Origin of the sequence: Streptomyces sp. NPDC102406, from assembly GCF_044765725.1 — a bacterium.
Taxonomy (GTDB): domain Bacteria; phylum Actinomycetota; class Actinomycetes; order Streptomycetales; family Streptomycetaceae; genus Streptomyces.
The window spans coordinates 168,056-189,141 of the sequence record NZ_JBIWKP010000012.1; the positions used below are offsets into that span (position 1 = coordinate 168,056).

At 72.5% G+C, this 21,086-nt stretch carries 17 protein-coding genes; 2 read left to right on the forward strand and 15 right to left on the reverse strand.

The genetic code is table 11. The features are described 5' to 3' along the window. Positions 1 to 53 precede the first annotated feature (53 nt). The 9 genes from ACIRF8_RS33140 to ACIRF8_RS33180 form a co-directional block, all read right to left on the reverse strand. The gene (locus tag ACIRF8_RS33140) at positions 54 to 1,283 is read right to left on the reverse strand and encodes a pseudouridine synthase (RefSeq protein ID WP_404221034.1); all 1,230 of its coding nucleotides are present in this window, start codon (positions 1,281 to 1,283) and stop codon (positions 54 to 56) included. A 12-nt stretch (positions 1,284 to 1,295) separates the two neighbouring features. Next, entirely contained in the window at positions 1,296 to 1,946 is a 651-nt protein-coding gene (gene scpB / locus ACIRF8_RS33145; RefSeq protein WP_404221036.1) for an SMC-Scp complex subunit ScpB, read from the reverse strand. Then, positions 1,943 to 2,914, reverse strand: a complete 972-nt coding sequence (locus ACIRF8_RS33150) for a segregation and condensation protein A (protein ID WP_404221038.1) — start codon at positions 2,912 to 2,914, stop codon at positions 1,943 to 1,945. Before ACIRF8_RS33150 ends, scpB begins: the two co-directional genes overlap by 4 nt. Positions 2,915 to 2,941: 27 nt before the next feature. Then, on the reverse strand, positions 2,942 to 3,532 hold the full coding sequence (locus ACIRF8_RS33155) for a hypothetical protein (RefSeq protein WP_404221040.1): 591 nt from the start codon (positions 3,530 to 3,532) through the stop codon (positions 2,942 to 2,944). After that, positions 3,517 to 4,698, reverse strand: coding sequence for a ParA family protein (locus ACIRF8_RS33160; RefSeq protein ID WP_404221042.1), 1,182 nt, complete (start codon positions 4,696 to 4,698; stop codon positions 3,517 to 3,519). Before ACIRF8_RS33160 ends, ACIRF8_RS33155 begins: the two co-directional genes overlap by 16 nt. A gap of 342 nt (positions 4,699 to 5,040) precedes the next feature. Further along, the gene (ald, locus tag ACIRF8_RS33165; protein WP_404221044.1) at positions 5,041 to 6,156 is read right to left on the reverse strand and encodes an alanine dehydrogenase; all 1,116 of its coding nucleotides are present in this window, start codon (positions 6,154 to 6,156) and stop codon (positions 5,041 to 5,043) included. 145 nt (positions 6,157 to 6,301) lie between these two features. Beyond that, positions 6,302 to 8,299, reverse strand: coding sequence for a tetratricopeptide repeat protein (locus ACIRF8_RS33170; protein ID WP_404221046.1), 1,998 nt, complete (start codon positions 8,297 to 8,299; stop codon positions 6,302 to 6,304). A gap of 313 nt (positions 8,300 to 8,612) precedes the next feature. Then, a complete protein-coding gene (locus ACIRF8_RS33175; protein ID WP_404221048.1) occupies positions 8,613 to 9,242 on the reverse strand; it encodes an NUDIX domain-containing protein in 630 nt (209 codons plus the stop codon). Positions 9,243 to 9,334: 92 nt separating this feature from the next. Next, positions 9,335 to 11,017 (reverse strand): CTP synthase, encoded by a 1,683-nt coding sequence (locus ACIRF8_RS33180; RefSeq protein WP_404221050.1) that lies wholly within the window; start codon positions 11,015 to 11,017, stop codon positions 9,335 to 9,337. Positions 11,018 to 11,574: 557 nt separating this feature from the next. Between ACIRF8_RS33180 and ACIRF8_RS33185 the strand changes: the two genes are divergently transcribed. Further along, complete coding sequence (locus ACIRF8_RS33185; protein ID WP_404221089.1) at positions 11,575 to 13,377, forward strand: glycoside hydrolase family 15 protein; 1,803 nt, start codon at positions 11,575 to 11,577, stop codon at positions 13,375 to 13,377. Positions 13,378 to 13,421: 44 nt separating this feature from the next. Beyond that, the gene (locus tag ACIRF8_RS33190; protein WP_404221052.1) at positions 13,422 to 15,083 is read left to right on the forward strand and encodes a PucR family transcriptional regulator; all 1,662 of its coding nucleotides are present in this window, start codon (positions 13,422 to 13,424) and stop codon (positions 15,081 to 15,083) included. 11 nt (positions 15,084 to 15,094) lie between these two features. Here ACIRF8_RS33190 and ACIRF8_RS33195 read toward each other — a convergent pair whose 3' ends face one another. The 6 genes from ACIRF8_RS33195 to ACIRF8_RS33220 all read right to left on the reverse strand — a co-directional run bounded on the left by ACIRF8_RS33195 (position 15,095) and on the right by ACIRF8_RS33220 (position 21,054). Beyond that, complete coding sequence (locus tag ACIRF8_RS33195) at positions 15,095 to 16,222, reverse strand: glycosyltransferase family 4 protein (protein WP_404221054.1); 1,128 nt, start codon at positions 16,220 to 16,222, stop codon at positions 15,095 to 15,097. A 188-nt stretch (positions 16,223 to 16,410) separates the two neighbouring features. Continuing rightward, complete coding sequence (locus tag ACIRF8_RS33200) at positions 16,411 to 17,187, reverse strand: hypothetical protein (RefSeq protein ID WP_404221056.1); 777 nt, start codon at positions 17,185 to 17,187, stop codon at positions 16,411 to 16,413. A 39-nt stretch (positions 17,188 to 17,226) separates the two neighbouring features. Next, on the reverse strand, positions 17,227 to 18,960 hold the full coding sequence (recN, locus tag ACIRF8_RS33205; RefSeq protein ID WP_404221091.1) for a DNA repair protein RecN: 1,734 nt from the start codon (positions 18,958 to 18,960) through the stop codon (positions 17,227 to 17,229). Between the two features lie 102 nt (positions 18,961 to 19,062). Further along, positions 19,063 to 19,968 (reverse strand): NAD kinase, encoded by a 906-nt coding sequence (locus tag ACIRF8_RS33210; protein ID WP_404221058.1) that lies wholly within the window; start codon positions 19,966 to 19,968, stop codon positions 19,063 to 19,065. Continuing rightward, positions 19,965 to 20,780 (reverse strand): TlyA family RNA methyltransferase, encoded by an 816-nt coding sequence (locus tag ACIRF8_RS33215; RefSeq protein WP_404221060.1) that lies wholly within the window; start codon positions 20,778 to 20,780, stop codon positions 19,965 to 19,967. Before ACIRF8_RS33215 ends, ACIRF8_RS33210 begins: the two co-directional genes overlap by 4 nt. Positions 20,781 to 20,787: 7 nt before the next feature. Continuing rightward, complete coding sequence (locus tag ACIRF8_RS33220) at positions 20,788 to 21,054, reverse strand: hypothetical protein (RefSeq protein WP_404221062.1); 267 nt, start codon at positions 21,052 to 21,054, stop codon at positions 20,788 to 20,790. Between the last annotated feature and the right edge of the window lie 32 nt (positions 21,055 to 21,086).

Genomic DNA, 21,086 nt, shown 5'->3' on the forward strand with positions numbered 1-21,086 from the left:
GTCTAAGTGACTCTAAAGGGAGGGGGCTGCCGTGGACAAGCCCCGGGGCGGTCCTACAGGTCGACTTCCTGCATCAGCATGCCGACCTCGGTGTTCGACAGACGCCGCAGCCAGCCCGACTTCTGGTCGCCGAGCGTGATCGGCCCGAAGGCGGTCCGGACCAGCTTGTCGACGGGGAAGCCCGCCTCGGCCAGCATGCGCCGCACGATGTGCTTGCGGCCCTCGTGCAGGGTGACCTCGACCAGGTAGTTCTTGCCGGTCTGCTCGACGACGCGGAAATGGTCCGCCTTCGCGTAACCGTCCTCGAGCTGGATGCCGTCCTTGAGCTGCTTGCCCAGGTCGCGCGGGATCGGACCCACGATGTGCGCGAGGTAGACCTTCTTCACGCCGTACTTGGGGTGGGTCAGCCGGTGCGCCAGCTCACCGTGGTTGGTGAGCAGGATGACACCCTCGGTCTCGGTGTCGAGCCGCCCCACGTGGAACAGCCGCGTCTCACGGTTGTTCGTGTAGTCGCCGAGGCACTGCCGCCCCTCGTTGTCCTCCATGGTGGAGACGACACCGGCCGGCTTGTTCAGGGCGAAGAACTGGTACGACTGCGTGGCGACGGTCAGACCGTCGACCTTGATCTCGTCCTTCTCGGGGTCGACGCGCATGCCCTGCTCGACGACGATCTCGCCGTTGACCTCGACACGGGACTGCTCGACCAGCTCCTCGCAGGCGCGGCGCGAGCCGTAACCGGCGCGGGCGAGCACCTTCTGGAGCCGCTCGCCCTCCTGCTCCGCGCCGGGGAAGGTCTTCGGAAGCTTCACTTCCTTCTTGCCCGCGTACCGCTCGCGGTTGCGCTCCTCGGCCCGCGCCTCGTACTCGCGCGAGGTCGCCGGGACCCAGCGCCCACGGCTCTGCGCGGGCTGCTGCCCACGCTTGGGGCCGCCCTTGGCGCCGCCGCGCGCCGAGGCGCCGCGGCCGGTCTTCGGGCCCTCCTGCGAGCCGCCGGGGCCCACGTCGTAACGCCGCTCCTCGGGACGCGGGTTCTTCGGACGGCCGGCGCCGCCCTGCTTGTCGTCGCGGTCGTTGCCGGCGCCGCGGTAGGTGCCGCGCCCACCGCCACTCGCGCCGCGAGGGGCGCCGCCACCCGCGCCGCCGCGGGGGCCGCCGCCACCGCCGCGGGGGCCGCCGCCGCTTCCGCCGCGGGCGCCACCACCGCTACCGCCGCGGCCGCCGCTGTTGCCACCACGGCTCCCGCCGTTGTTTCCGCTGCTGTTCCTGCCGCTGCTGCTTCGCATCAAAATTTCCGTCTAGTCGGCTGCATGCTCGGTGTACTCGGAACCCGGCGCATCGGGTGCGTCCGGATCGAACGACGGAACCCCTTCCAGCGTCTCGGCCTCGATCGCGTCCGCCTCGGGGAGGAAGGGCGCGAGCTCCGGCAGCTCGTCCAGGCCGCGCAGGCCCATCCGCTCCAGAAAGTAGTTCGTCGTCCCGTACAGGATCGCACCTGTTTCGGGTTCCGCGCCCGCCTCCTCCACCAGACCCCTCTGCAACAGGGTCCGCATGACCCCGTCACAGTTGACTCCGCGCACCGCGGAGACCCGCGACCGGCTGACCGGCTGGCGGTACGCGACGACCGCCAGGGTCTCCAGAGCGGCCTGGGTGAGCCGGGCGACCTGCCCGTCGAGCACGAAGCCCTCGACGGCCTCGGCGTACTCCGGGCGCGTGTAGAAACGCCAGCCCCCGGCCACGCGCCGCAGCTCGAAGCCGCGCCCCTGGACGGTGTACTCGTCGGCCAGCTCCCGCAGCGCGTCGGCCACGGCCCGCCTGGGCCTCTGGAGGATCTTGGCGAGATGCTCCTCGGTGGCGGGCTCGTCGACGACCATCAGGACGGCTTCGAGGGCGGGCCGCAGTGCGAGCCCCGCCACACCGCCCTCCGCGCCTCCGGTCTCCCCACTCATCCCGCACCCTCCTCCTTCTCGGCGCTCCCGGCGCTCCCGGTCACCGGGTCGGGCGCCCGGTCGAACTCGTCGGTCACCACGGGCTCCGCCGCGCCCTCACCGGTCCAGCGCACGAGCAGCTCCCCGAGCGCGGTCTCCTGGTCCAGCGCGACGACCTTCTCCCGGTACAGCTCCAGGAGAGCCAGGAACCGCGCCACGACGGTCAACGTGTCGTCGGTGTCGGCCACCAGCTCCCGGAAACTGGCCTGCCCGAGCTCCCGCAGCCGGGCCACCACGAGCCCCGCCTGCTCCTGGACGCTCACCAGCGGGGCATGGATGTGCTCGACGTACACCCGCGGCTTCGGCTTCGGCTGCATCGCCTTCACCGCGAGCCTCGCGAACCCTTCCGGGCCGATGCTGATGACCACGTCCGGCAGCAGCTCGGCGTGGTGCGGCTCAAGACCGACGGTACGCGGGTGGCGCAGCGCCTCCTCGTCGAGCCGCCCGCTGAAGATGTCGGCGACGCGCTTGTACGCGCGGTACTGGAGCAGCCGCGCGAACAGCAGGTCACGGGCTTCGAGGAGCGCGAGGTCGGCCTCGTCCTCCACCTCGGCGGCGGGCAGCAGCCGAGCGGCCTTCAGATCGAGCAGGGTCGCCGCGACGACCAGGAACTCGGTCGTCTGGTCCAGGTCCCAGTCCGGGCCCATGGCGCGGATATGGGCCATGAACTCGTCGGTCACCTTCGACAGCGCGACCTCGGTGACGTCCAGCTTGTGCTTGGAGATGAGCTGGAGCAGCAGGTCGAAGGGGCCCTCGAAGTTGGCGAGCCGCACCGTGAAGCGCCCGTCGTCCGCCCCGGGCTCGGGACCCGCTTCCTGAGCGGGCGCGGGAGGTGCCTCCGGCTCGGACTCGGGAGCTGCCGCCCCGCGGCCCAGCGCGCGTCGGCGCGCGCCGCGGCCGGGCGGAGGGGAGGAATCGTTCACGGGCATCAACGCCGGAGGCTACCGCGAGCGGTCCTAACGACCGCGCAGCCGGCGTACGAGAATGCTCGCGTCCCCGCGGGACTCCAGATCGGCCAGGACCACGGCGACCGCCTCGCGCACGATACGGCCCCGGTCGACGGCGAGCCCGTGCTCACCGCGGAGCACCAGACGCGCGTGTTCGAGGTCCATCAGCTCCTCGGCGGAGACGTACACGGTGATCTTCTCGTCGTGTCGCTCACGGCCGCTGGGGCGCCGGTTGGCGGCGCGGGAGCGGCGGCGCGCGGCGGCGGTCGAGCCGCGTCCGTTGCCAGAACCTTCCTGCGCGCCCGTGGCGGCACGCCGGGCCTGCTTCTCCCCGGCCTCGGCGGCGGTCCGGCTGCGCGAGCCGGACCCCGACTCGGCGTCGGCGGCCGTGTGCTCGGTGGAGGGTGCGGAGCCCGGCTCGGCGGAGCCCTCCTCGGCGGGTGCCGTGGCGGAGGCCGCCGCCTCGTCGCTCTCCCCGGCGGGCCCGGGGACCCGCGCCTCACCGCCCGCCGGGCGCCGCGGCGACGACGCCTGAAGTGCCATTCCCCCGGTCGTACGGAACAGTTCGTCGGCCCCCGGCAGACTCACTCGGCGTGACACCGGGCGAGCACCTCCCTGGCGAGCTGGCGATAGGCGGCGGCACCGACGGAGTTCGACGCGTACGTGGTGATGGGCTCGCCGGCGACCGTGGTCTCCGGGAAGCGGACCGTGCGCCCGATGACCGTGTGATAGACGTGATCGTCGAAGGCCTCGACCACACGGGCCAGCACCTCACGGCTGTGCACCGTACGGGAGTCGTACATCGTGGCGAGGATGCCGTCGAGCTCCAGCTCCGGGTTGAGGCGCTCCTGGACCTTCTCGATGGTCTCGGTCAGCAGGGCCACGCCGCGCAGCGCGAAGAACTCGCACTCCAGCGGCACTATGACCTTGTGAGCGGCCGTCAGCGCGTTCACCGTGAGCAGGCCGAGCGAGGGCTGACAGTCGATCACGATGTAGTCGTAGTCGGCCATCAGCGGCTTCAGCGCGCGCTGGAGCGTGGACTCGCGCGCGACCTCGCTGACCAACTGCACCTCGGCGGCGGACAGGTCGATGTTGCTGGGGAGCAGGTCCATGTTGGGGACCGCGGTCTTCAGCAGGACCTCGTCCGCGGACATGCCCCGCTCCATGAGCAGGTTGTAGACCGTGAGGTCGAGCTCCATGGGGTTCACACCCAGGCCCACCGAGAGGGCGCCCTGCGGGTCGAAGTCGACGAGCAGGACCCGGCGGCCGTACTCGGCGAGCGCGGCACCCAGGTTGATGGTCGACGTGGTCTTGCCGACGCCGCCCTTCTGGTTGCACATCGCGATGATCTTCGCCGGGCCGTGGTCGGTCAGCGGTCCTGGAATCGGGAAGTACGGCAGCGGGCGCCCGGTGGGGCCGACGCGCTCACGGCGCTGACGGGCAGCGTCCGGGGCAAGCGTGGCCGCGTACTCGGGGTCCGGCTCGTACTCGGCGTCGGGGTCGTAGAAGTGCCCCTCGGGGGACAGTTCGTCGTAGTCGGCGAAGCGGCTGTGTGTGTCGCCGCTTCGGTCGCCGGCCATGGCGTTCACGTGATGGCCATCCATGCTCTGGTGTGCTGTCTGCGTCGGCTTCTGCTGGGGGCTGCTCGGGGAGCCGCTCTGGTGGGCCGCGAAGGTACGCACAGCTACGGAGCCGACAGCTTGAAGCCCCGCGGTTCCCTGTCCGCCTGGCTGGCCACCCCCGGGAGTAAATGTCGACTCATTCACAAGTCGTCTTACCTCCTTGGATGTGACCAGGAACATTTATCGATAGGTCAGCGTGGCACCATGCCGACGGTTGGCGACTCTATGGCGTGTCACCGCCTTGCAGCAACACAATCCGCCGGACCCGGCTCGATGTGTCGGCAAATCAACACCCTCATGTCAAGGGCGTGGGACGGTTCTTCGGGGTGTTTCGTGGGGGCGCGAATCGGCTAAAGGGTTACGTTCAAGGCGAGTTGGCCAAGTCCGTACGCATGCGCTTACGGCCGGACCCTTGGCAAGGTCCGGCCGTAAGCGTGAGATTGACGACTTCTGTTGACGCCGTCCCAGGTCGTCCGCCGGGCGGACTCAGCCGAGCAGCGTGTCGAGCTCGACGTGGTCCAGGCCGTGCGCCTGGGCGACCTCCTTGTAAACCACCTTGCCGTCATGGGTGTTGAGGCCCAGGGCGAGCGCGGGGTCGCGGCGCAGGGCCTCGACCCAGCCCCGGTTGGCCAGTTCCACGATGTACGGGAGCGTGGCATTGGTCAGCGCGTAGGTCGACGTGTTGGGCACGGCGCCGGGCATGTTGGCGACGCAGTAGAAGACCGAGTTGTGGACCGGGAAGGTCGGCTCGGCGTGCGTGGTCGGGTGCGAGTCCTCGAAGCAGCCGCCCTGGTCGATCGCGATGTCGACAAGGACACTTCCCGGCTTCATGCGCGAGACGAGTTCGTTGGTGACGAGCTTCGGGGCCTTGGCGCCGGGGATCAGCACCGCGCCGATGACGAGGTCGGCCTCCAGGCAGGCCTTCTCCAGCTCGAAGGCGTTGGAGACGACGGTCTGGATCTTCGTACCGAAGATCTTGTCGGCTTCCTTGAGCTTGTTGATGTCCTTGTCGAGCAGGGTCACGTGGAAGCCCATGCCGATCGCGATCTGCGCGGCGTTCCAGCCGGAGACGCCACCGCCGATGACGACGGCCTTGCCGGCCAGGACGCCGGGGACACCGCCGGGCAGCACGCCACGGCCGCCGTTGGCGGCCATCAGGTGGTAGGCGCCGACCTGCGGGGCGAGGCGGCCCGCGACCTCGGACATCGGGGCGAGCAGCGGGAGCTGGCGGCTCGCGGTCTCGACCGTCTCGTACGCGATGGCGGTGGTGCCCGACTCCAGGAGCGCGTCGGTGCACTCCCTGGACGCGGCCAGGTGCAGGTAGGTGAAGAGCGTCTGGTCCTTGCGGAGTCGGTGGTACTCCTCCGCGATCGGCTCCTTGACCTTCAGGAGCAGGTCGGCGGTGGCCCACACCTCGTCGGCGGTGCCGAGGATCTGCGCGCCCGCGGTGACGTACTCCGCGTCCGGGATCGAGGAACCCACACCGGCGTTCTGCTCGACGAAGACCTGGTGACCGTGGCGCACCAGCTCGTGCACGCCGGCGGGGGTGATGGCCACCCGGAACTCGTTGTTCTTGACCTCGCGGGGGATGCCGACCTTCATCGTCGATCACGGTCCTTGGCTCAGGGGATTTAACGGGCGATGCACTACATACCTGCGCGCCGACGGGCACACCGGGAGACGCCACAGAAGTACGCGGCGGAGCCAGTCTAATGAAGGTTTTCGAGCTGTCTAGCCTTTCGATGCATCAATCTTCTGCGGATGCACTACGGATTTCGTAGGTGTTAGTGGCTTGTTCCGAAGGGTTTACTTCCCGTGCCTCCCTGTCGCGGCCGTCGGCCGCCTCCTCTCCCAGCATGCGCTCGGCCGCGGCCCGGTGCAGCTTCGCCGCGACGGGATCGCCGAGCCGCTCCAGCGTGTCCGCGAGCCGGAGCTGGAGCGCGGCCTGGAGCCGTAGGTCGGCGGCCTGCCGCGCCCATTCGACCGCCTCCTGACAGGTACGCAGCGACTCCGCGGGCCGCCCGGCGTACTCCTGGACCCTGGCCAGTTCGCTGAGCGCGCGGGCCTGGGCGGCGACATCGCCCTCCTTGCGGTACCCGGCGACGGCCGAGCGCCAGCCCCGCAGCGCCTCGCCGTAGCGGCCCGCGTAGGTGTGGGCGACGGCGATACGCCCGTGGAGACGCGCGGCGTCGGCCCGCTCACCCCGGCTGAGCCGCTGGGCGAGGGCCCGGCCGTACCAGTCGGCGGCCCGCTGCCAGTCCCCCAGCTCCTGATGGGCGCCGCCTACGGATTCCATCGCGCGGGCGGTCGCGTACGGGTCCTGCGCGGCCCGTCCGGCGTCGAGCGCGGCCCGGTAGCGGGCCAGCGCCGCCCGCGTCCGTCCGGTCTCGGCGTCGAGGTCGGCGAGGTTGAGCAGCGCGGCGGCCTTCTCCCTCGGCAGGTTCCGGCGCTCGGCGACGTCGAGAACCAGCCGGTGGATGCCGTACAGCTCGGGCGCCGCCGCCGCGGTGCCCCGGTGCGCGATCAGGGCCCGCGCCAGGGCGGCCATCAACCGTCTGGCCAGCGTGTCCAGCTCCCCGTCCGCCACGGCCAGCCGGGCCGCGGCGAGCAGCGCGGGCTGCCGGACGCGCAGCCACTCCGCTGCCGCCGCCGGGTCCGTGAACCGCAGGGCGGCGGGCAGTCCCGCGAGCTTCTTGCGGGCCGGGGTGCCGTCGGGCTCGGTGACCGCGCGGCAGGAGGTGAGCAGCCGCACGGTGCGCTCCAGCATCCGGGCGCGGGCCAACTGCACCTCGGCCGGCCGGTCGACGGTCTCGGTGAGCCCGCGCAGCAGCGGCACCAGGCAGCCGGGCACCTCGTACTGGGGCAGCCGTGAGCCGACGGCGCGGACGAGGCCGAGGGTGACGAAGTCGTCGAGCGTGGTGTGGGCGGCGGAGACGGAGCAGCCGGCGAGCGCGGACGCGGTGTGCGGGTCGACATAGCCCTCGGGCGCGAGCGACAGATAGCGCAGTATCCGCGCGGCGGGTCCCGGCAGGGAGGCGTAGGAGTGCCGGAAGACCCGGGCGAGGGCGGGTCCTTCGCCGGCGTCGTCCGCGGCGTGCAACTGCCTCGCCAGGTCGGCCACGGACTCCTTGGGGCGCCGGGCGAGCCAGCCGCCGGCGATCTCCAGGGCCGCGGGTTCGGCGCCGCACAGTTCGATCAGGGACTCGGCGGAGCGCGGGTCGCAGGTGATCCGGACGGATCCGGTGTGCCGGGTCAGGAACTCCAGGGCGGATTTGGTGTCGAGCCCGCCGAGCGTGCAGGGCCGTACGTCCGGGATGCCGGTGAGCGGCCCCTCGGCGACGGCCACGACCAGGCAGTCCGGGGTGTCGGGGAGGAGCGGGTCGACGTGTTCGGCGTCGCCCGCGTCGTCGAGCAGCAGCACGACCCGGCGCGGGGCGAGTCCCTCGCGCAGGCGTTCGCTCAGGGCGTCGGCCGACTCGCCCGCGGGCGCCGGCAGCCCGAGCGCGTCGAGCAGGTCACGGGCGACCCGCTCGGTCGGCACCGGGGTGCCGTCGGGGGCGGTGAGCCGTGCGCGGAGCGCGCCGTCCGGATAGCGGTCGGCGACCTGGGCGAGGAGTTCCTCGGCGAGGGCGGTGCGGCCGGTGCCGGGGCGGCCGGCGATCAGCAGGACCCGGGCGCGGGGGGCCTTGCGGCCGGAGAGGGTATCGAGCCCGGCGCGCTCGATGTCGGACCGGAGCTCTTTCAACTCCCGGCTCCGACCCAGGAACTGACGACCCGTCACGCCTGGGGTCCGGTGGTTTCGGCGCCCTGCGCGGGACGGCTCGGAGGTCGGCTCGGCCTCCGTCTCGTCATCCGATTCGACCGCCTGATCCGTCACGGGCCACGCTCCGTCTCACCCATCCCCTCCGGGGGTCGGCAGGGGCGATTCCGAGCCTAGTTCAGGGGGTGCGGGTGCCCTGGGCGGGCGGCGCGCCGGAGTCCCCTGATCGGATCAGCGGATGGTCGTATCGGCGGTGTCCGGGTGGGGCCCGGCGCGCGTGCGGGTCGAGGACAGGCTCTCAGGCCTCGAAAGGCCGCGCGGGCCACTGCGCCTCGGCCGGGCGCAGCGACTCGATCCCGTCGCCCGCGAGCGCCGCGGTGAGCGAGAGCACGCCGACCACGAGGCAGTTGTTGTGCAGGTCGCCCGCGAGCACGCCCCGGACGAGGTCCGTGAGCGGCACCCGCGCCAGCTCCATGTCGGCCTCCTCGTCCTCCACCGCGAAGCGGTCGCCCTGCGCCTCGGAGAGGTCACGCGCGAGGAAGATGCGGACGGCCTCGGAGCAGCCGCCCGGGGTGGTGTAGACATCGGTGAGCACGCGCCAGTCCTCGGCCTTGACGTGCGCCTCCTCGTAGAGCTCGCGCTGTGCGGCGTGCAAGGGGTTCTCGCCGGGCACGTCGAGGAGTCCGGCCGGGATCTCCCAGAGCTTCATGCCCACGGGGTGCCGGTACTGCTTCAGGACGAGGACGCGGTTCTCGTCGTCGAGGGCGAGGACGGCCACGGAGCCGGGGTGGACCTGGTAGTCGCGGCGGGCGACCGACCCGTCGGGCATGACGACGTCGTCCGTGCGCACAGAGGTCTTGTTCCCGACGAAGGGGGTCGCGGTGGCGCGGACCTCCCACTGCTCGGCGGTGTCCTTGATCGTCGTCATGTCGACACGTCCTCCCACACACAAAAGAAACCGGGGCACGTGCCGCATAAGGCACGCACCCCGGTAACCGTACATCGCTCGTGCGACAGGCCTTACTTGGCCTTCTTGGCCCCCGTCGGACCCGCGGCGGCGGCGACCTTGCGCTCGACGGCGGCCTTCACCAGACCGGCGAAGAGCGGGTGCGGACGCGTCGGGCGGGAACGCAGCTCCGGGTGGGCCTGGGTGGCGACCAGGTAGGGGTGGACCTCGCGCGGGTACTCGACGTACTCGACGAGCTTGCCGTCCGGGGAGAGTCCGGAGAACTGGAGACCGGCCTTCTTCTCCAGCTCGGAGCGGTAGGCGTTGTTCACCTCGTAGCGGTGACGGTGCCGCTCCTCGACGTACTCCTTGCCGTCGTACACCTCGCGCACCAGGGAGCCCTCGGCGAGCTTGGCCGGGTACATGCCGAGCCGCATGGTGCCGCCCATGTCGCCCTCACCGGCGACGATGTCGAGCTGCTCGGCCATCGTGGCGATGACCGGGTGGGCCGTGGCGGGGTCGAACTCGGTGGAGTTCGCGTCCGGCACGTCGGCCAGGTTGCGCGCGGCCTCGATGACGATGCACTGCAGGCCCAGGCAGAGCCCGAGCAGCGGCACCTTGTTCTCGCGGGCGAACCGGATGGCGCCGACCTTGCCGGACACACCGCGCTCGCCGAAGCCGCCGGGAATGCAGATCGCGTCGACGTCGCCGAGCTGCTTCGCGGCGCCGGCCGGGGTCTTGCAGTCGTCGGACGTGACCCACTTGATCTTGACGCGGGCCTTGTTGGCGAAGCCGCCGGCGCGCAGCGCCTCGGTCACCGACAGATAGGCGTCGGGCAGGTCGATGTACTTGCCGACCAGCGCCATGACGATCTCGTGGTCGGGGTTGTGGACACGGTCGAGCAGGTCGTCCCAGGTCGTCCAGTCGACGTCACGGAAGGGCAGGTCCAGCTTGCGGACGACGTACGCGTCCAGGCCCTCGCCGTGCACCGTCTTCGGGATGTCGTAGATCGAGCGGGCGTCGGGGCAGGCCACGACGGCGTCCTCGTCGACGTCGCACATCAGGCTGATCTTGCGCTTGATGGCGACCGGCACCTCGCGGTCGCAGCGCAGCACGATCGCGTCCGGCTGGATGCCGATGTTGCGCAGGGCGGCCACCGAGTGCTGGGTGGGCTTGGTCTTCAGCTCACCGGAGGGGCCGATGTAGGGCAGCAGCGAGATGTGGACCACGAACACGTTGTCCCGGCCGACCTCGTGGCGGACCTGGCGGACGGTCTCCAGGAACGGCAGCGACTCGATGTCGCCGACCGTGCCGCCGACCTCGGTGATGACGACGTCGACCTCTTCGGTCGCCATGCGGCGGATGCGGTGCTTGATCTCGTTGGTGATGTGCGGGATGACCTGGACGGTGTCGCCCAGGTACTCGCCGCGCCGCTCCTTGGCGATGACCTGCGAGTACACCTGGCCTGTAGTGACATTGGCGCTGCCGTCCAAGTCACGGTCGAGGAAGCGCTCGTAGTGTCCGATGTCCAGGTCGGTCTCCGCGCCGTCGTTGGTGACGAACACCTCACCGTGCTGGAAGGGGTTCATCGTGCCCGGGTCGACGTTGAGGTACGGGTCGAGCTTCTGCATGACGACCCGGAGGCCACGCGCCTTGAGCAGCATGCCGAGGCTGGAGGCGGTCAGCCCCTTCCCGAGGGAGGAGGCGACACCCCCGGTGACGAAGATGTGCTTGGTCGTCGAGGATTTCGGCTGCATGGCCAAGAGGGGGCTCCCGTGGTCGCGGTCTGGAGGGTGCGTACCGGCGTGCTCTCCGGGCTTTCGGGGGGAGGCGCCGTCGCTGCGGTTCGGGGGTTCTGGGACCACCGGCTCACGGGCTACCAGGGTATCAGCGACGGGAGCAGGGTGCTTCCGGCCACGCTCCGCGCACGCGTCACCACAGGTGCACGAGACCGTCACCAGGTGGTCACCCGTTCGGCCCAGGCGCGTTGCCGGGAGCAGCGAGCAGATGGCTTGGGCGCGACGTATCCTGCTCGGACAGTCGGTGTCGGGTCACACCGGAAAACGGCATCACAACGGCACCACCCCGCCCGTCCCCCCGCCGGTACCACCGGCTCGTCCGTCCGTTTGACATCGACGTACCCCGACGACGTATCAAGACGATCCGTTGACCCTTTTTTGACTGTTGAACGTTGACCGTTGACAGTTGATTGATCTAGACCGTTGACCGCATACCGCTGAAACCGCATAGCGATCGCCCCTCGACACGCTGTCGCGGTACGGGGGCGTACGTGGCCGTTCGACTGGAGACGCACGTGGCCGGGCGCATCGAGGATTACGCACTTATCGGAGACATGCAGACCGCTGCCCTGGTCTGCCGGGACGGCACAGTGGACTGGCTGTGCCTGCCCCGCTTCGACTCGCATGCCATTTTCGCCGGCTTGCTCGGCACCGAGGATCACGGCTTCTGGCGCCTCGGCCCCGCGTACGCGGCCGACGCCCAGCCGCCGACGGCGACCCGCCGCGGCTACGTCGGGGACTCGCTGATCCTCCGGTCCGAGTGGGACACCCCGCGCGGCACGGTCCGCGTCACCGACTTCATGCCGCCCCGTGACGGAGCTCCCCAGCTCACCCGCATCGTCGAGGGGGTCACCGGGCGCGTCCAGATGCGTTCGGCGCTGCGGATGCGGTTCTCGTACGGGCGCATCACCCCGTGGGTGCACAAGGTCGACGGGCGTACGGTCGCGGTGGCCGGTCCCGACTCCGTGTGGCTGGACGCGGAGACGGAGACGTACGGCAAGGACCTGACGACGTACTCGGACTTCACGGTGGGGCCCGGCGACAAGGTCGCGTTCACCATCCAGTGGCAGCCCTCGCACAAGGACCAGCCGCCGGTGCCGGATCCGCAGGGCGCCCTCACGGCGACGCAGGACTTCTGGCGCGAGTGGGTCGAGCACTGTACGTACCACGGTCCGTACCGCGAGGCCGTGGTCCGCTCCCTCATCACGTTGAAGGCGCTGACGTACGCGCCGACCGGCGGCATCGTCGCCGCGCCCACCACCTCGCTCCCCGAGGAGATCGGCGGCGTCCGCAACTGGGACTACCGGTACACCTGGCTGCGGGACGCGGCGATCACGCTGTCGTCGCTCCTGCGCACCGGCTACCGCGAGGAGGCCCGCGCCTGGCGCGAGTGGCTGCTGCGCGCCGTCGCCGGTGACCCGGAGAACCTCCAGATCATGTACGGCATCGCGGGCGAGCGCGAGCTCGGTGAGGCCGAGCTCGACTGGCTCCCCGGCTACGAGAACTCGGGGCCCGTGCGCGTCGGCAACGGGGCGGCCCACCAGCTCCAGCTCGACGTGTACGGCGAGGTCACCGAGGCCCTGCACCTGGCGCACATGACGGGCCTCGCCCGCAACGACTACGCGTCGCTGCTCCAGCTCAAGCTCATCCAGTACCTGGAGAAGCACTGGGACGAGCCGGACGAGGGCATCTGGGAGGTGCGCGGTCCGCGCCGCCACTTCGTGCACTCCAAGGTGATGGCGTGGGTCGCGGTCGACCGGACCATCAAGCTGCTGGAGTCGGGCGAGGCGGACGGGCCGCTGGAGCGGTGGCGCGAGCTGCGCGACGACATCCACCGGGACGTGTGCGAGCGCGGCTACGACGCGGAGCGCAACACGTTCACGCAGTCGTACGGCAGCAAGGAGCTGGACGCCTCGCTCCTGCTGATCCCGCAGATGGGCTTCCTGCCGCCGGACGACAAGCGCGTCATCGGCACGATCGAGGCCATCCAGCGGGAGCTGTCGACGCCGGACGGATTCATCCTGCGGTACCCGACCGACGGCGACAGCGCCGGTCTGGACGGGCTGCCCGGTGACGAGGGCGCGTTCCTCGCCTGCTCATTCTGGATGGCGGACGACCTCGCGATGATCGGCCGGGTCGACGAGGCCCGCAAGCTCTTCGAGAAGCTGCTCGCCCTCCGCAACGACCTGGGGCTCCTCGCCGAGGAGTGGGACCCGCACCTCCAGCGTCAGGTGGGCAACTTCCCGCAGGCGTTCAGCCACGTGCCCCTGATCGACACGGCACTGCGGCTGACCTCCTCGGGCGCCTACAGCGGCTGACCCCGAGCTGTCCACGGGGCGGGCGCGCCGGTACCGTCCGCTCCATGGACACCTCCCTCACCTCGCAGAACGCTCCGGGCGGCATCACCGTGCGGCGTGCCCTGGAGCTGCCGGGGCTGCGCAGCGGCCTGCCCGAGGTGGTGGCGGGCGCCGAGCGGCTGGGGCGGACGGTGCGCTGGGTGCACGCCGGTGAGGTGCCGAACATCGCGTCGCTGCTCAAGGGCGGTGAGCTGCTGCTGAGCACGGGGTACGGCATCGGGACCCGGCCCGCCGAGCAGCGGGCCTTCGTGCGCAAGCTGGCCGACCGGGGCATCGCGGCGCTGGTGATCGAGCTGGGGCAGCGGTTCGCGCGGCTGCCCGCGGCGCTCGTGGAGACGGCGCGGACGGCGGGCCTGCCGCTGGTGCAACTCCATCGCGAGGTGCCGTTCGTGACGGTCACCGAGGAGATCCACACCGAGATCGTCAACGGCCACTACGCGCTGCTCCGGCGCGCCGAGGAAGTGCACCGGCGCTGCACCGACGCCCTCCTCGACGGCGGCGGCGTCCCCCAAGTGCTGCGTATCCTCGCCGAGTTCAGCGGCAACCCGGTCTTCCTGGAGACCGTCGACGGACAGCTCCTGTACGCGGCCGGGGTGGCCGCCGACGCCGCCGATCCGCTCCAGGTGTGGGAGGGCATGCGCGCCACCCACAAGGACGAGCCGCCGGGCGGGGCGGTCTTCGTGGATGTGCCGGGCGGGGGTCCCGGCGCCGGTTCGGTGCGGGCGCGGCTCGTGCTGCTGCCGGTGTCGGCGCCGCTCGCGCCGGTGCACCGGATCGCGGCCGAGCGGGCCGCCGGGTCACTGGCCGTGGTGCTGATGCAGGCCCGGCAGGAGGAGGAACTGGCGGCGCGCGGGCGCGGCGACTTCCTCACCGATCTCGCGGAGGGCCGGATCACGCCGGAGGACGCCCCGGCGCAGGCCCGGGTCCTCGGCTTCAAACCGGTCGGCCAGGGGCCGTTGCTGCCGGTGGTGATGCGGTTGCCCGAGGCGTCGGCCGGGGCGGTCGGCATCTCCCCCGGCGGCGGCTGGGCGGTGCTCGCGCGGGCCGTCGCCGAGGAGCTGGCGTCGGTCGGCGTGCCGGTCCTGCTGGGCGTACGACCCGTCGAGGGGCGGGTGCCGCTGCTGCTCGGCCTGCGCGCGGAGTCGGAGCGCGCGGCGGTCGCGGAGCGGGTCGCTGCGGCGCTGCGGGCCGGGGTGGAGCGGGCGGGGATGCGGCGGGCCGGCACCCAGCCGCCGGTCGTGGTGGTGGGCGGCGCGGGCGGCTGGGCCGCGGCGGCGGCCGGGCTCCGGCACGCGGCGGAGACGGCGACGGCGGCGCAGGGCCTGGAGAGCAGGGCGTGGTACGACGCGCGGCGCCTGGACATCGATCTGCTGCTCTGGCGGCTGCACCGCCACGACGAAGCGGCGCTCGCGGCGTTCGTGGAGCGGGCGATCGGCCCGCTCCAGGACCATGACAGGCGGGCGAAGCCGCCCCTGCTGCCGACGCTCCAGGTCTATCTCGCGCACGCGGGCCGCAAGGCGGAGACGGCGCGCGAACTGCATCTGAACCGGCAGACCCTCTACAACCGCCTCGCGCGGATCGGGGAGTTGCTCGGTACCGACCTGGACGATCCGCAGACGGTGCTCGCGCTGAGCCTGGCGCTGCGGGCCCGTCGTCACGTGCCGTAGGCCGGACGGTTCTAGAACGCCCCGGTCAACTCGTCGTACACGCTGAGGACTTGGGCGACGGTGGCGTCCTCGGTCGGCCAGGACGCGGCCTGCGCGCTGCCCCGGTCCACTAGGCGCGCGCGATGCCCGGGGTCGGACAGCAGCCGCTCGACGGCCCGGGCGAGCGCGGGAGCGTCGCCGTACGGCACCAACTCGGCGGCGTCCCCCACCAGTTCGGGGATACCGCCGACCGAGGTCGCCACGAGCGGCACGCGCGCGTACAGCGCCTCCTGCGCGAGCAGCGAGCGCGACTCCCAACTGCTGGGCAGCAGCGCGACATCGGCGGCGGGCAGCAGCTCGGCGATGTCGTCGCGCCTGCCCACCAGCCGCACGGAGAGCCCCTCGGCCTCGATACGCCGTTGCAGCGCGGCCCGTTCGGGCCCCTCACCGGCGATGACGAGCAGCGGCGCGGGGTCGAGGTCGAGCCAGGCGTGGGCGGCGTCGAGCAGTATGCCGTACCCCCGGTGGCGTTCCAGGCTGCCCACCGACATCAGCAACGGGCGGTCCACTGCGCCGAGTTCGGCCCGCGTCTTGTGGCGGGCGCGCTCGGCGTCGTCGTCGACGGGCTCGCCGCGGCGCGGCGGGAAGGAGACCGCGGCGAGCCGGGCGTCACGGGCGCCGCGCGCCCTGGCCCGGTCGACCAGGTCGGAGGAGGTGCCGAGGACCACGGACGCGGCCCTGGCCACCCGCCGCTCCAGGATCCGCTGGAGGTGGGCGCGGGCCCCTTCCGCGTGCGAGCGGGTGTGCCAGGTGACGACGAGGGGGGTCGGGCGGCCGTGGAGCGCGAGGGAGGCGCGCAGCGCGGCGTGCAGCCCGTGCGCGTGCACCAGGTCGGCGTCGGCGCAGGCGACGCGGAGCGCGGCGACGGACCCGGGGTCGCTGCGGCGCGGCACCGCGAGGTGGAGGGCGCCGACGTCACCGAAGCCGTACGCGCGCTCGGCCGCGGAGGGCGCGCACACCGTGACGCGCACCCCGCGGGCGACCAGTCCCGCGGCGAGCGAGCGGACGTGGACGCCGCTGCCCGCACTGCCGCCACCCAGGACCTGCACGGTGCGCAGCGGCGACTGTCCGTGCGCTGAGTAGCTGCTCACGTGGCTCACGCGGCGGGGCTCCTGAGTGGGTCGGTTCGGGTGGGCCGTCGGTCGGGGTGGTCCAGGCCAAGGATGCCAGTCGGTACGGACGTTCCGGCACGGGCCACGGTCCCCCACCGGGCGGCCTCGGGCAACCCGGCGCACCGGATCACCCGCACGGGTGAGCCTCCGGCGTGCCTCACGTCCTGCCCCGCACCTTACGTCCAGTCGCCGTGCCGCATGTCGTTCCCGGCCCACGCGCTCACGCGCCGCCCGCACGCGGCGACCGCCACGAGACCGGCGGCGTGCGCGGCGAGCCCGGCCCTCCCGTTGCCCGCGACGATCGCCACGCCGAGCGCGGCGCCCAGGGCGTGCGCCCCGGCGTCGCCGAGCATGCCGCGCTCCGCGAGGTCGTCGGGGAGCACGACCGCGGCGGCGCCCATCGGCGCGCCCGCGAGGGACCCGCGCAGCAGGCCGACGGAGCCCAGCGCGAGGGCGGCCGAGGCGGCGCGTCCGGGGCGTACGTCCACGAGGTTGAGGAGGTGCGCGGTGCCCGCGACGACGACACCGGCGAGCGCCTTGTCGACGGGGCGCTCCTTCAGCAGCGCGCCCGCGACGAGCCCGGCCGCCGAGATGCCGAACAACTTGACGGCGCCACTGGTGAGTTCGCCGTCGCGCAGCGCCCCGAGATGTGCGCGGAAACCGCGCCGCGCGTCGCCCGCCCCGGCCACGTCGTCGTACGCGCCGCAGGCCCCGGCCGCGAGCGTGGCGACGAGGGCCGCCGTCCGCGTCTCCGGTTCCACGGCGAGCGCGCCCGCCGCGACACCGAGCGTGACGGCGGGCCCCGCGCACAGATCGACGGGACGCCCCGCGTGGTTCTCTCGCTCCCACACCCGCGCGCCGCCCGGCTTCGTACGGCGCAGGGCGGTGCGGGCGGCATGGGTGACGCCCGCGGCGAGGGCGGCGGAGCGCAGGGTGCGGGTGACGTCGATCATGCGGTCACCCTAGAACCCGTCCGTCCCGGGAAGGACCACCTATGCGTCGGCCCTGGCCGCTTCGAGGAGTTCCTCCGCGTGCGCCCGCGCCGTCTCCGAGTCCTCCTGGCCCGCGAGCATCCGGGACAACTCGCGTACGCGGTCCTCGCCTTCGAGCACGGTGACGCCGGAGCGCGTCACCGTTCCGTCGTTCGTCTTCTCCACCAGGAGCTGCCGGTCGGCGAAGGCCGCGACCTGCGGCAGATGCGTGACGACCACGACCTGCGCGGACTTGGCGAGCTTGGCGAGGCGGCGGCCGATCTCGACGGCCGCCTTGCCGCCGACACCGGCGTCGACCTCGTCGAAGAGGTAGGTGGGCACGGGGTCGGTGCCCGCGAAGACGACCTCGACCGCGAGCATCACCCGGGACAGCTCACCGCCGGAGGCACCCTTGGCGATGGGGCGGGGCGGCGCCCCGGGGTGCGGCGCGAGCAGCAGCTCGACCTCGTCGACACCGCTGGGCCCGCACACCACGGTCCTGCCGTCGACCTCGACGCCGTCCCCGGCGCCGGTCTCGCTCTGCCGGATGTCGAAGGAGACCCGGGCGTGCGGCATGGCCAGCGAGGCCAGTTCCGCGGTGACGGCTGCCGCGAACCGCGAAGCGGCCTCGGTGCGGGCGTGGGTCAACTCCTGGGCCAGCGCGCCGAGTTCGCCGCGCAGCGTCTCGCGTTCGGCGGCCAGCTCGTCGATCCGCTCGTCGTCCCCGTCGAGTTCGAGGAGGCGCGCGGCGCTCGCCTCGGCCCAGGCGAGGACACCCGCCGTGCCCGCCCCGTCCTCGCCGTACTTGCGGGTGAGCTGGGTGAGCGCGGCCCGCCGCTCCTCGACGGCCGACAGCCGCAGCGGGTCGGCGTCCAGGTCGTCGGCGTACCCGGCGAGTTCGGCGGCGACGTCGGTGAGCAGGATCTGCACCTCGCCGATCCGCTCGGCGAGCACGGCCAGGGCCGGGTCGTGGGAGCGTACGGCGTCGAGGGCCCGGCTCGCGCCGCCCACCAGGGTCGTGGCGTCGACGCCCTCCGGGTCCTCGGGGTTCCCGGCGAGGGCGGCGTGCGCGGCGGCGGCGGCCGAGGCGAGCGCCTCCGCGTGCCCGAGCCGTGACGCCTCCTCCGCCAGCTCCACGTCCTCCCCCGCGCGTGGTTCGACGGCGGCGATCTCGTCGAGCCCGAACCGCAGCAGATCCGCCTCCTGCGCCCGCTCCCGGGCGCGCGTGGTGATCTCGTCGAGCTCGGCGCTGACGGCCTTCAGCCGCTTGTAGACGGCCGTGTACTTGGCGAGCGGCACCGCGACGGCGTCCCCGGCGTACCGGTCGAGCGCCTGCCGCTGCCGGCCGAGCTTCAACAGGCCCTGCTGGTCGGTCTGGCCGTGCACGGCGACCAGTTCGTCGGCGAGTTCGGCGAGGACACCCACCGGCACGGACCGTCCGCCCAGGTGCGCCCGCGAGCGTCCCTCGGCCGACACGGTACGGCTGACGAGCAGCACCCCGTCGTCCAGCTCGGCCCCGGCCTCCTCGGCGCGCGCGAGCGCGGCCGAACCGGCGGGCGCGGTCAGGCGCCCCTCCACCACGGCGTTCTTCGCGCCGATCCGCACGAGCGCGGCGTCGGCCCGCCCACCGAGCAGCAGCCCGAGGCTGGTGACGACCATCGTCTTGCCCGCGCCGGTCTCGCCGGTCACCGCCGTGAAGCCGGGTGACAGCTCGACCACCGCGTCGTCGATGACTCCGAGCGACCGTATCCGCATCTCCTCCAACACGGACACGACCTTACGAGGTCGGGGGCCACCTGTGCGACGGGCCCCACCCCAGTACCCCGAAAGGGGGTCGGGGCCACAGGTCGGGGTCGCCTAGTGGGGTGCCCCGCGCCACCCGGCCACCGGCAGCGCGAACTTGGCCACCAGGCGGTCGGTGAAGACCGCGTGGTGCAGCCGCGCGAGCCGCACCGGCACCGCCCCGCGCCGCACCTCCACCCGCGCCCCGGCGGGCAGCTCGACGGTCCGCCGCCCGTCGCACCACAGCACACCGTGCGGGGTGTGCTGCTGCACCTCGACGGCCAGCACCGAGTTCGGCGACGTGACCAGCGGCTTCGCGAACAGGGCGTGCGCGCTGATCGGCACCATCAGCAACGCCTCGACCTCCGGCCACACCACGGGCCCGCCCGCGGAGAAGGCGTACGCCGTCGATCCGGTCGGTGTCGCGCACACGATCCCGTCGCAGCCGAACCCGGTGACGGGCCGGCCGTCGATCTCCAGGACGACCTCCAGCATCCGCTCGGGCTCGGTCTTCTGCACGGCTGCCTCGTTCAGCGCCCAGTCGCGGTGCACGACGTCGCCGTTGCGGTGCACGACGACGTCGATCGTCATGCGCTCCTCGACCTCGTACTCCTTGGAGACGACCCGCTCGACGACCTGGTCCAGGTCGTCGCGCTCGGCCTCCGCGAGGAATCCGACGCGCCCCAGGTTCACGCCGAGCATCGGCACCCCGGACGCCCGGGCGAACTCGGCGCCGCGCAGCAGCGTCCCGTCACCGCCGAGGACGATGAGCAGCTCGCACCCGTCGAGGCAGGCCGGGGTGGCCTCCTTGACGAGGTCCACGGAGGGCGGCAGCGGCAGATCGGCCGCCTCCGACGCCAGGACCCGTACGCCCAGGCCGTTGCGCAGCAGCCCCTGGACGACGAGTTCGGCGCTGCGGATGGCCGCGGGCCGCCCGGTGTGCGCGAGAAGGAAAACAGTACGAGCTCGGGTCTGTGTCAACGCGGCCCCTCCGCCACTGCACGGTCGACGTCGGCCGGGTCCAGTTCGGGCGCCCCGGCACGCAGCCACAGAAAGTACTCGACATTGCCGGAAGGTCCCGGCAGGGGGCTAGCGGTGACGCCCCGCACGCCGAGCCCGAGCGCGTACGCCTGGGCGGCGACCCCGCGCACGGCCTCCGCCCGCAGTGCGGGGCTGCGCACGACGCCCCCGGTGCCGAGCCGCTCCTTGCCGACCTCGAACTGCGGCTTGACCATCAGCACGAGGTCCGCGTCCGGCGCGGCGCACCGCGCCAGGGCGGGCAGTACGAGGCCCAGCGGGATGAAGGAGAGATCCCCGACCACCACGTCCACCTGCACCCCGTCGATCGCGTCCAACGTCAGTTCGCGGACGTTCGTACGGTCCTTGACGGTGACACGCTCGTCGCTCTGCAGGGACCAGGCGAGCTGCCCGTACCCGACATCGACGGCGACGACGTGCGCGACCCCGGCCCGCAGCAGGACGTCGGTGAACCCGCCGGTCGACGCCCCGGCGTCCAGGGCCCGACGCCCCTTCACCACGAGCCCCTGCGGCCCGAACGCGGCCAGCGCGCCCGCGAGCTTGTGCCCGCCGCGCGAGACGTAGTCGGGATCGCTGTCGTCCGGCGCGACGACGATCGACACACCCGTGTCCACCTGCGTCGCGGGCTTCGTCGCGACGATCTTGGCCACGCTCACCCGCCCCGCGGCGATCAGTTGGCTGGCCTGCTCGCGCGAGCGGGCCAGCTTGCGGTTGACGAGTTCGGCGTCGAGGCGGCGACGTGCCACACCTGCCACGGTCGGTTCAGCTCCTGTGCTCGTACGTCGATGAAGGCTGGGGCCTCGCGTCCAGCGCGGTCAGCGCGGCGCGCAGCCCCTGGTGTACATCCTCGTACACCTCGACGTGTCCGTCCGCCGCGAGGTGGTCGACGTCACCGAGCCGCCCGAGCTGCGCGTCCACCTCGTCGTTGCCGGTGGGGGTGCGGTCGACGCCGAGGGGGGCGGGGGCCGCGGGCTCGTACGACGGTGCGCCGGGAGGCGGTGCCTCCGCTTCGGCGGGAGTCTCACTCATGCCACGACGCTACCCCGGAAGCCCGGTGTACC

Coding starts and splice junctions, on each gene's coding strand:
- ACIRF8_RS33140 (WP_404221034.1), bottom strand. CDS start 1,283: ATGCGAAGCAGCAGCGGCAGGAACAGCAGCGGAAACAACGGCGGGAGC.
- scpB (WP_404221036.1), bottom strand. CDS start 1,946: ATGAGTGGGGAGACCGGAGGCGCGGAGGGCGGTGTGGCGGGGCTCGCA.
- ACIRF8_RS33150 (WP_404221038.1), bottom strand. CDS start 2,914: ATGCCCGTGAACGATTCCTCCCCTCCGCCCGGCCGCGGCGCGCGCCGA.
- ald (WP_404221044.1), bottom strand. CDS start 6,156: ATGAAGGTCGGCATCCCCCGCGAGGTCAAGAACAACGAGTTCCGGGTG.
- ACIRF8_RS33175 (WP_404221048.1), bottom strand. CDS start 9,242: ATGACGACGATCAAGGACACCGCCGAGCAGTGGGAGGTCCGCGCCACC.
- ACIRF8_RS33180 (WP_404221050.1), bottom strand. CDS start 11,017: ATGCAGCCGAAATCCTCGACGACCAAGCACATCTTCGTCACCGGGGGT.
- ACIRF8_RS33190 (WP_404221052.1), top strand. CDS start 13,422: ATGGACACCTCCCTCACCTCGCAGAACGCTCCGGGCGGCATCACCGTG.
- ACIRF8_RS33200 (WP_404221056.1), bottom strand. CDS start 17,187: ATGATCGACGTCACCCGCACCCTGCGCTCCGCCGCCCTCGCCGCGGGC.
- recN (WP_404221091.1), bottom strand. CDS start 18,960: ATGCGGATACGGTCGCTCGGAGTCATCGACGACGCGGTGGTCGAGCTG.
- ACIRF8_RS33220 (WP_404221062.1), bottom strand. CDS start 21,054: ATGAGTGAGACTCCCGCCGAAGCGGAGGCACCGCCTCCCGGCGCACCG.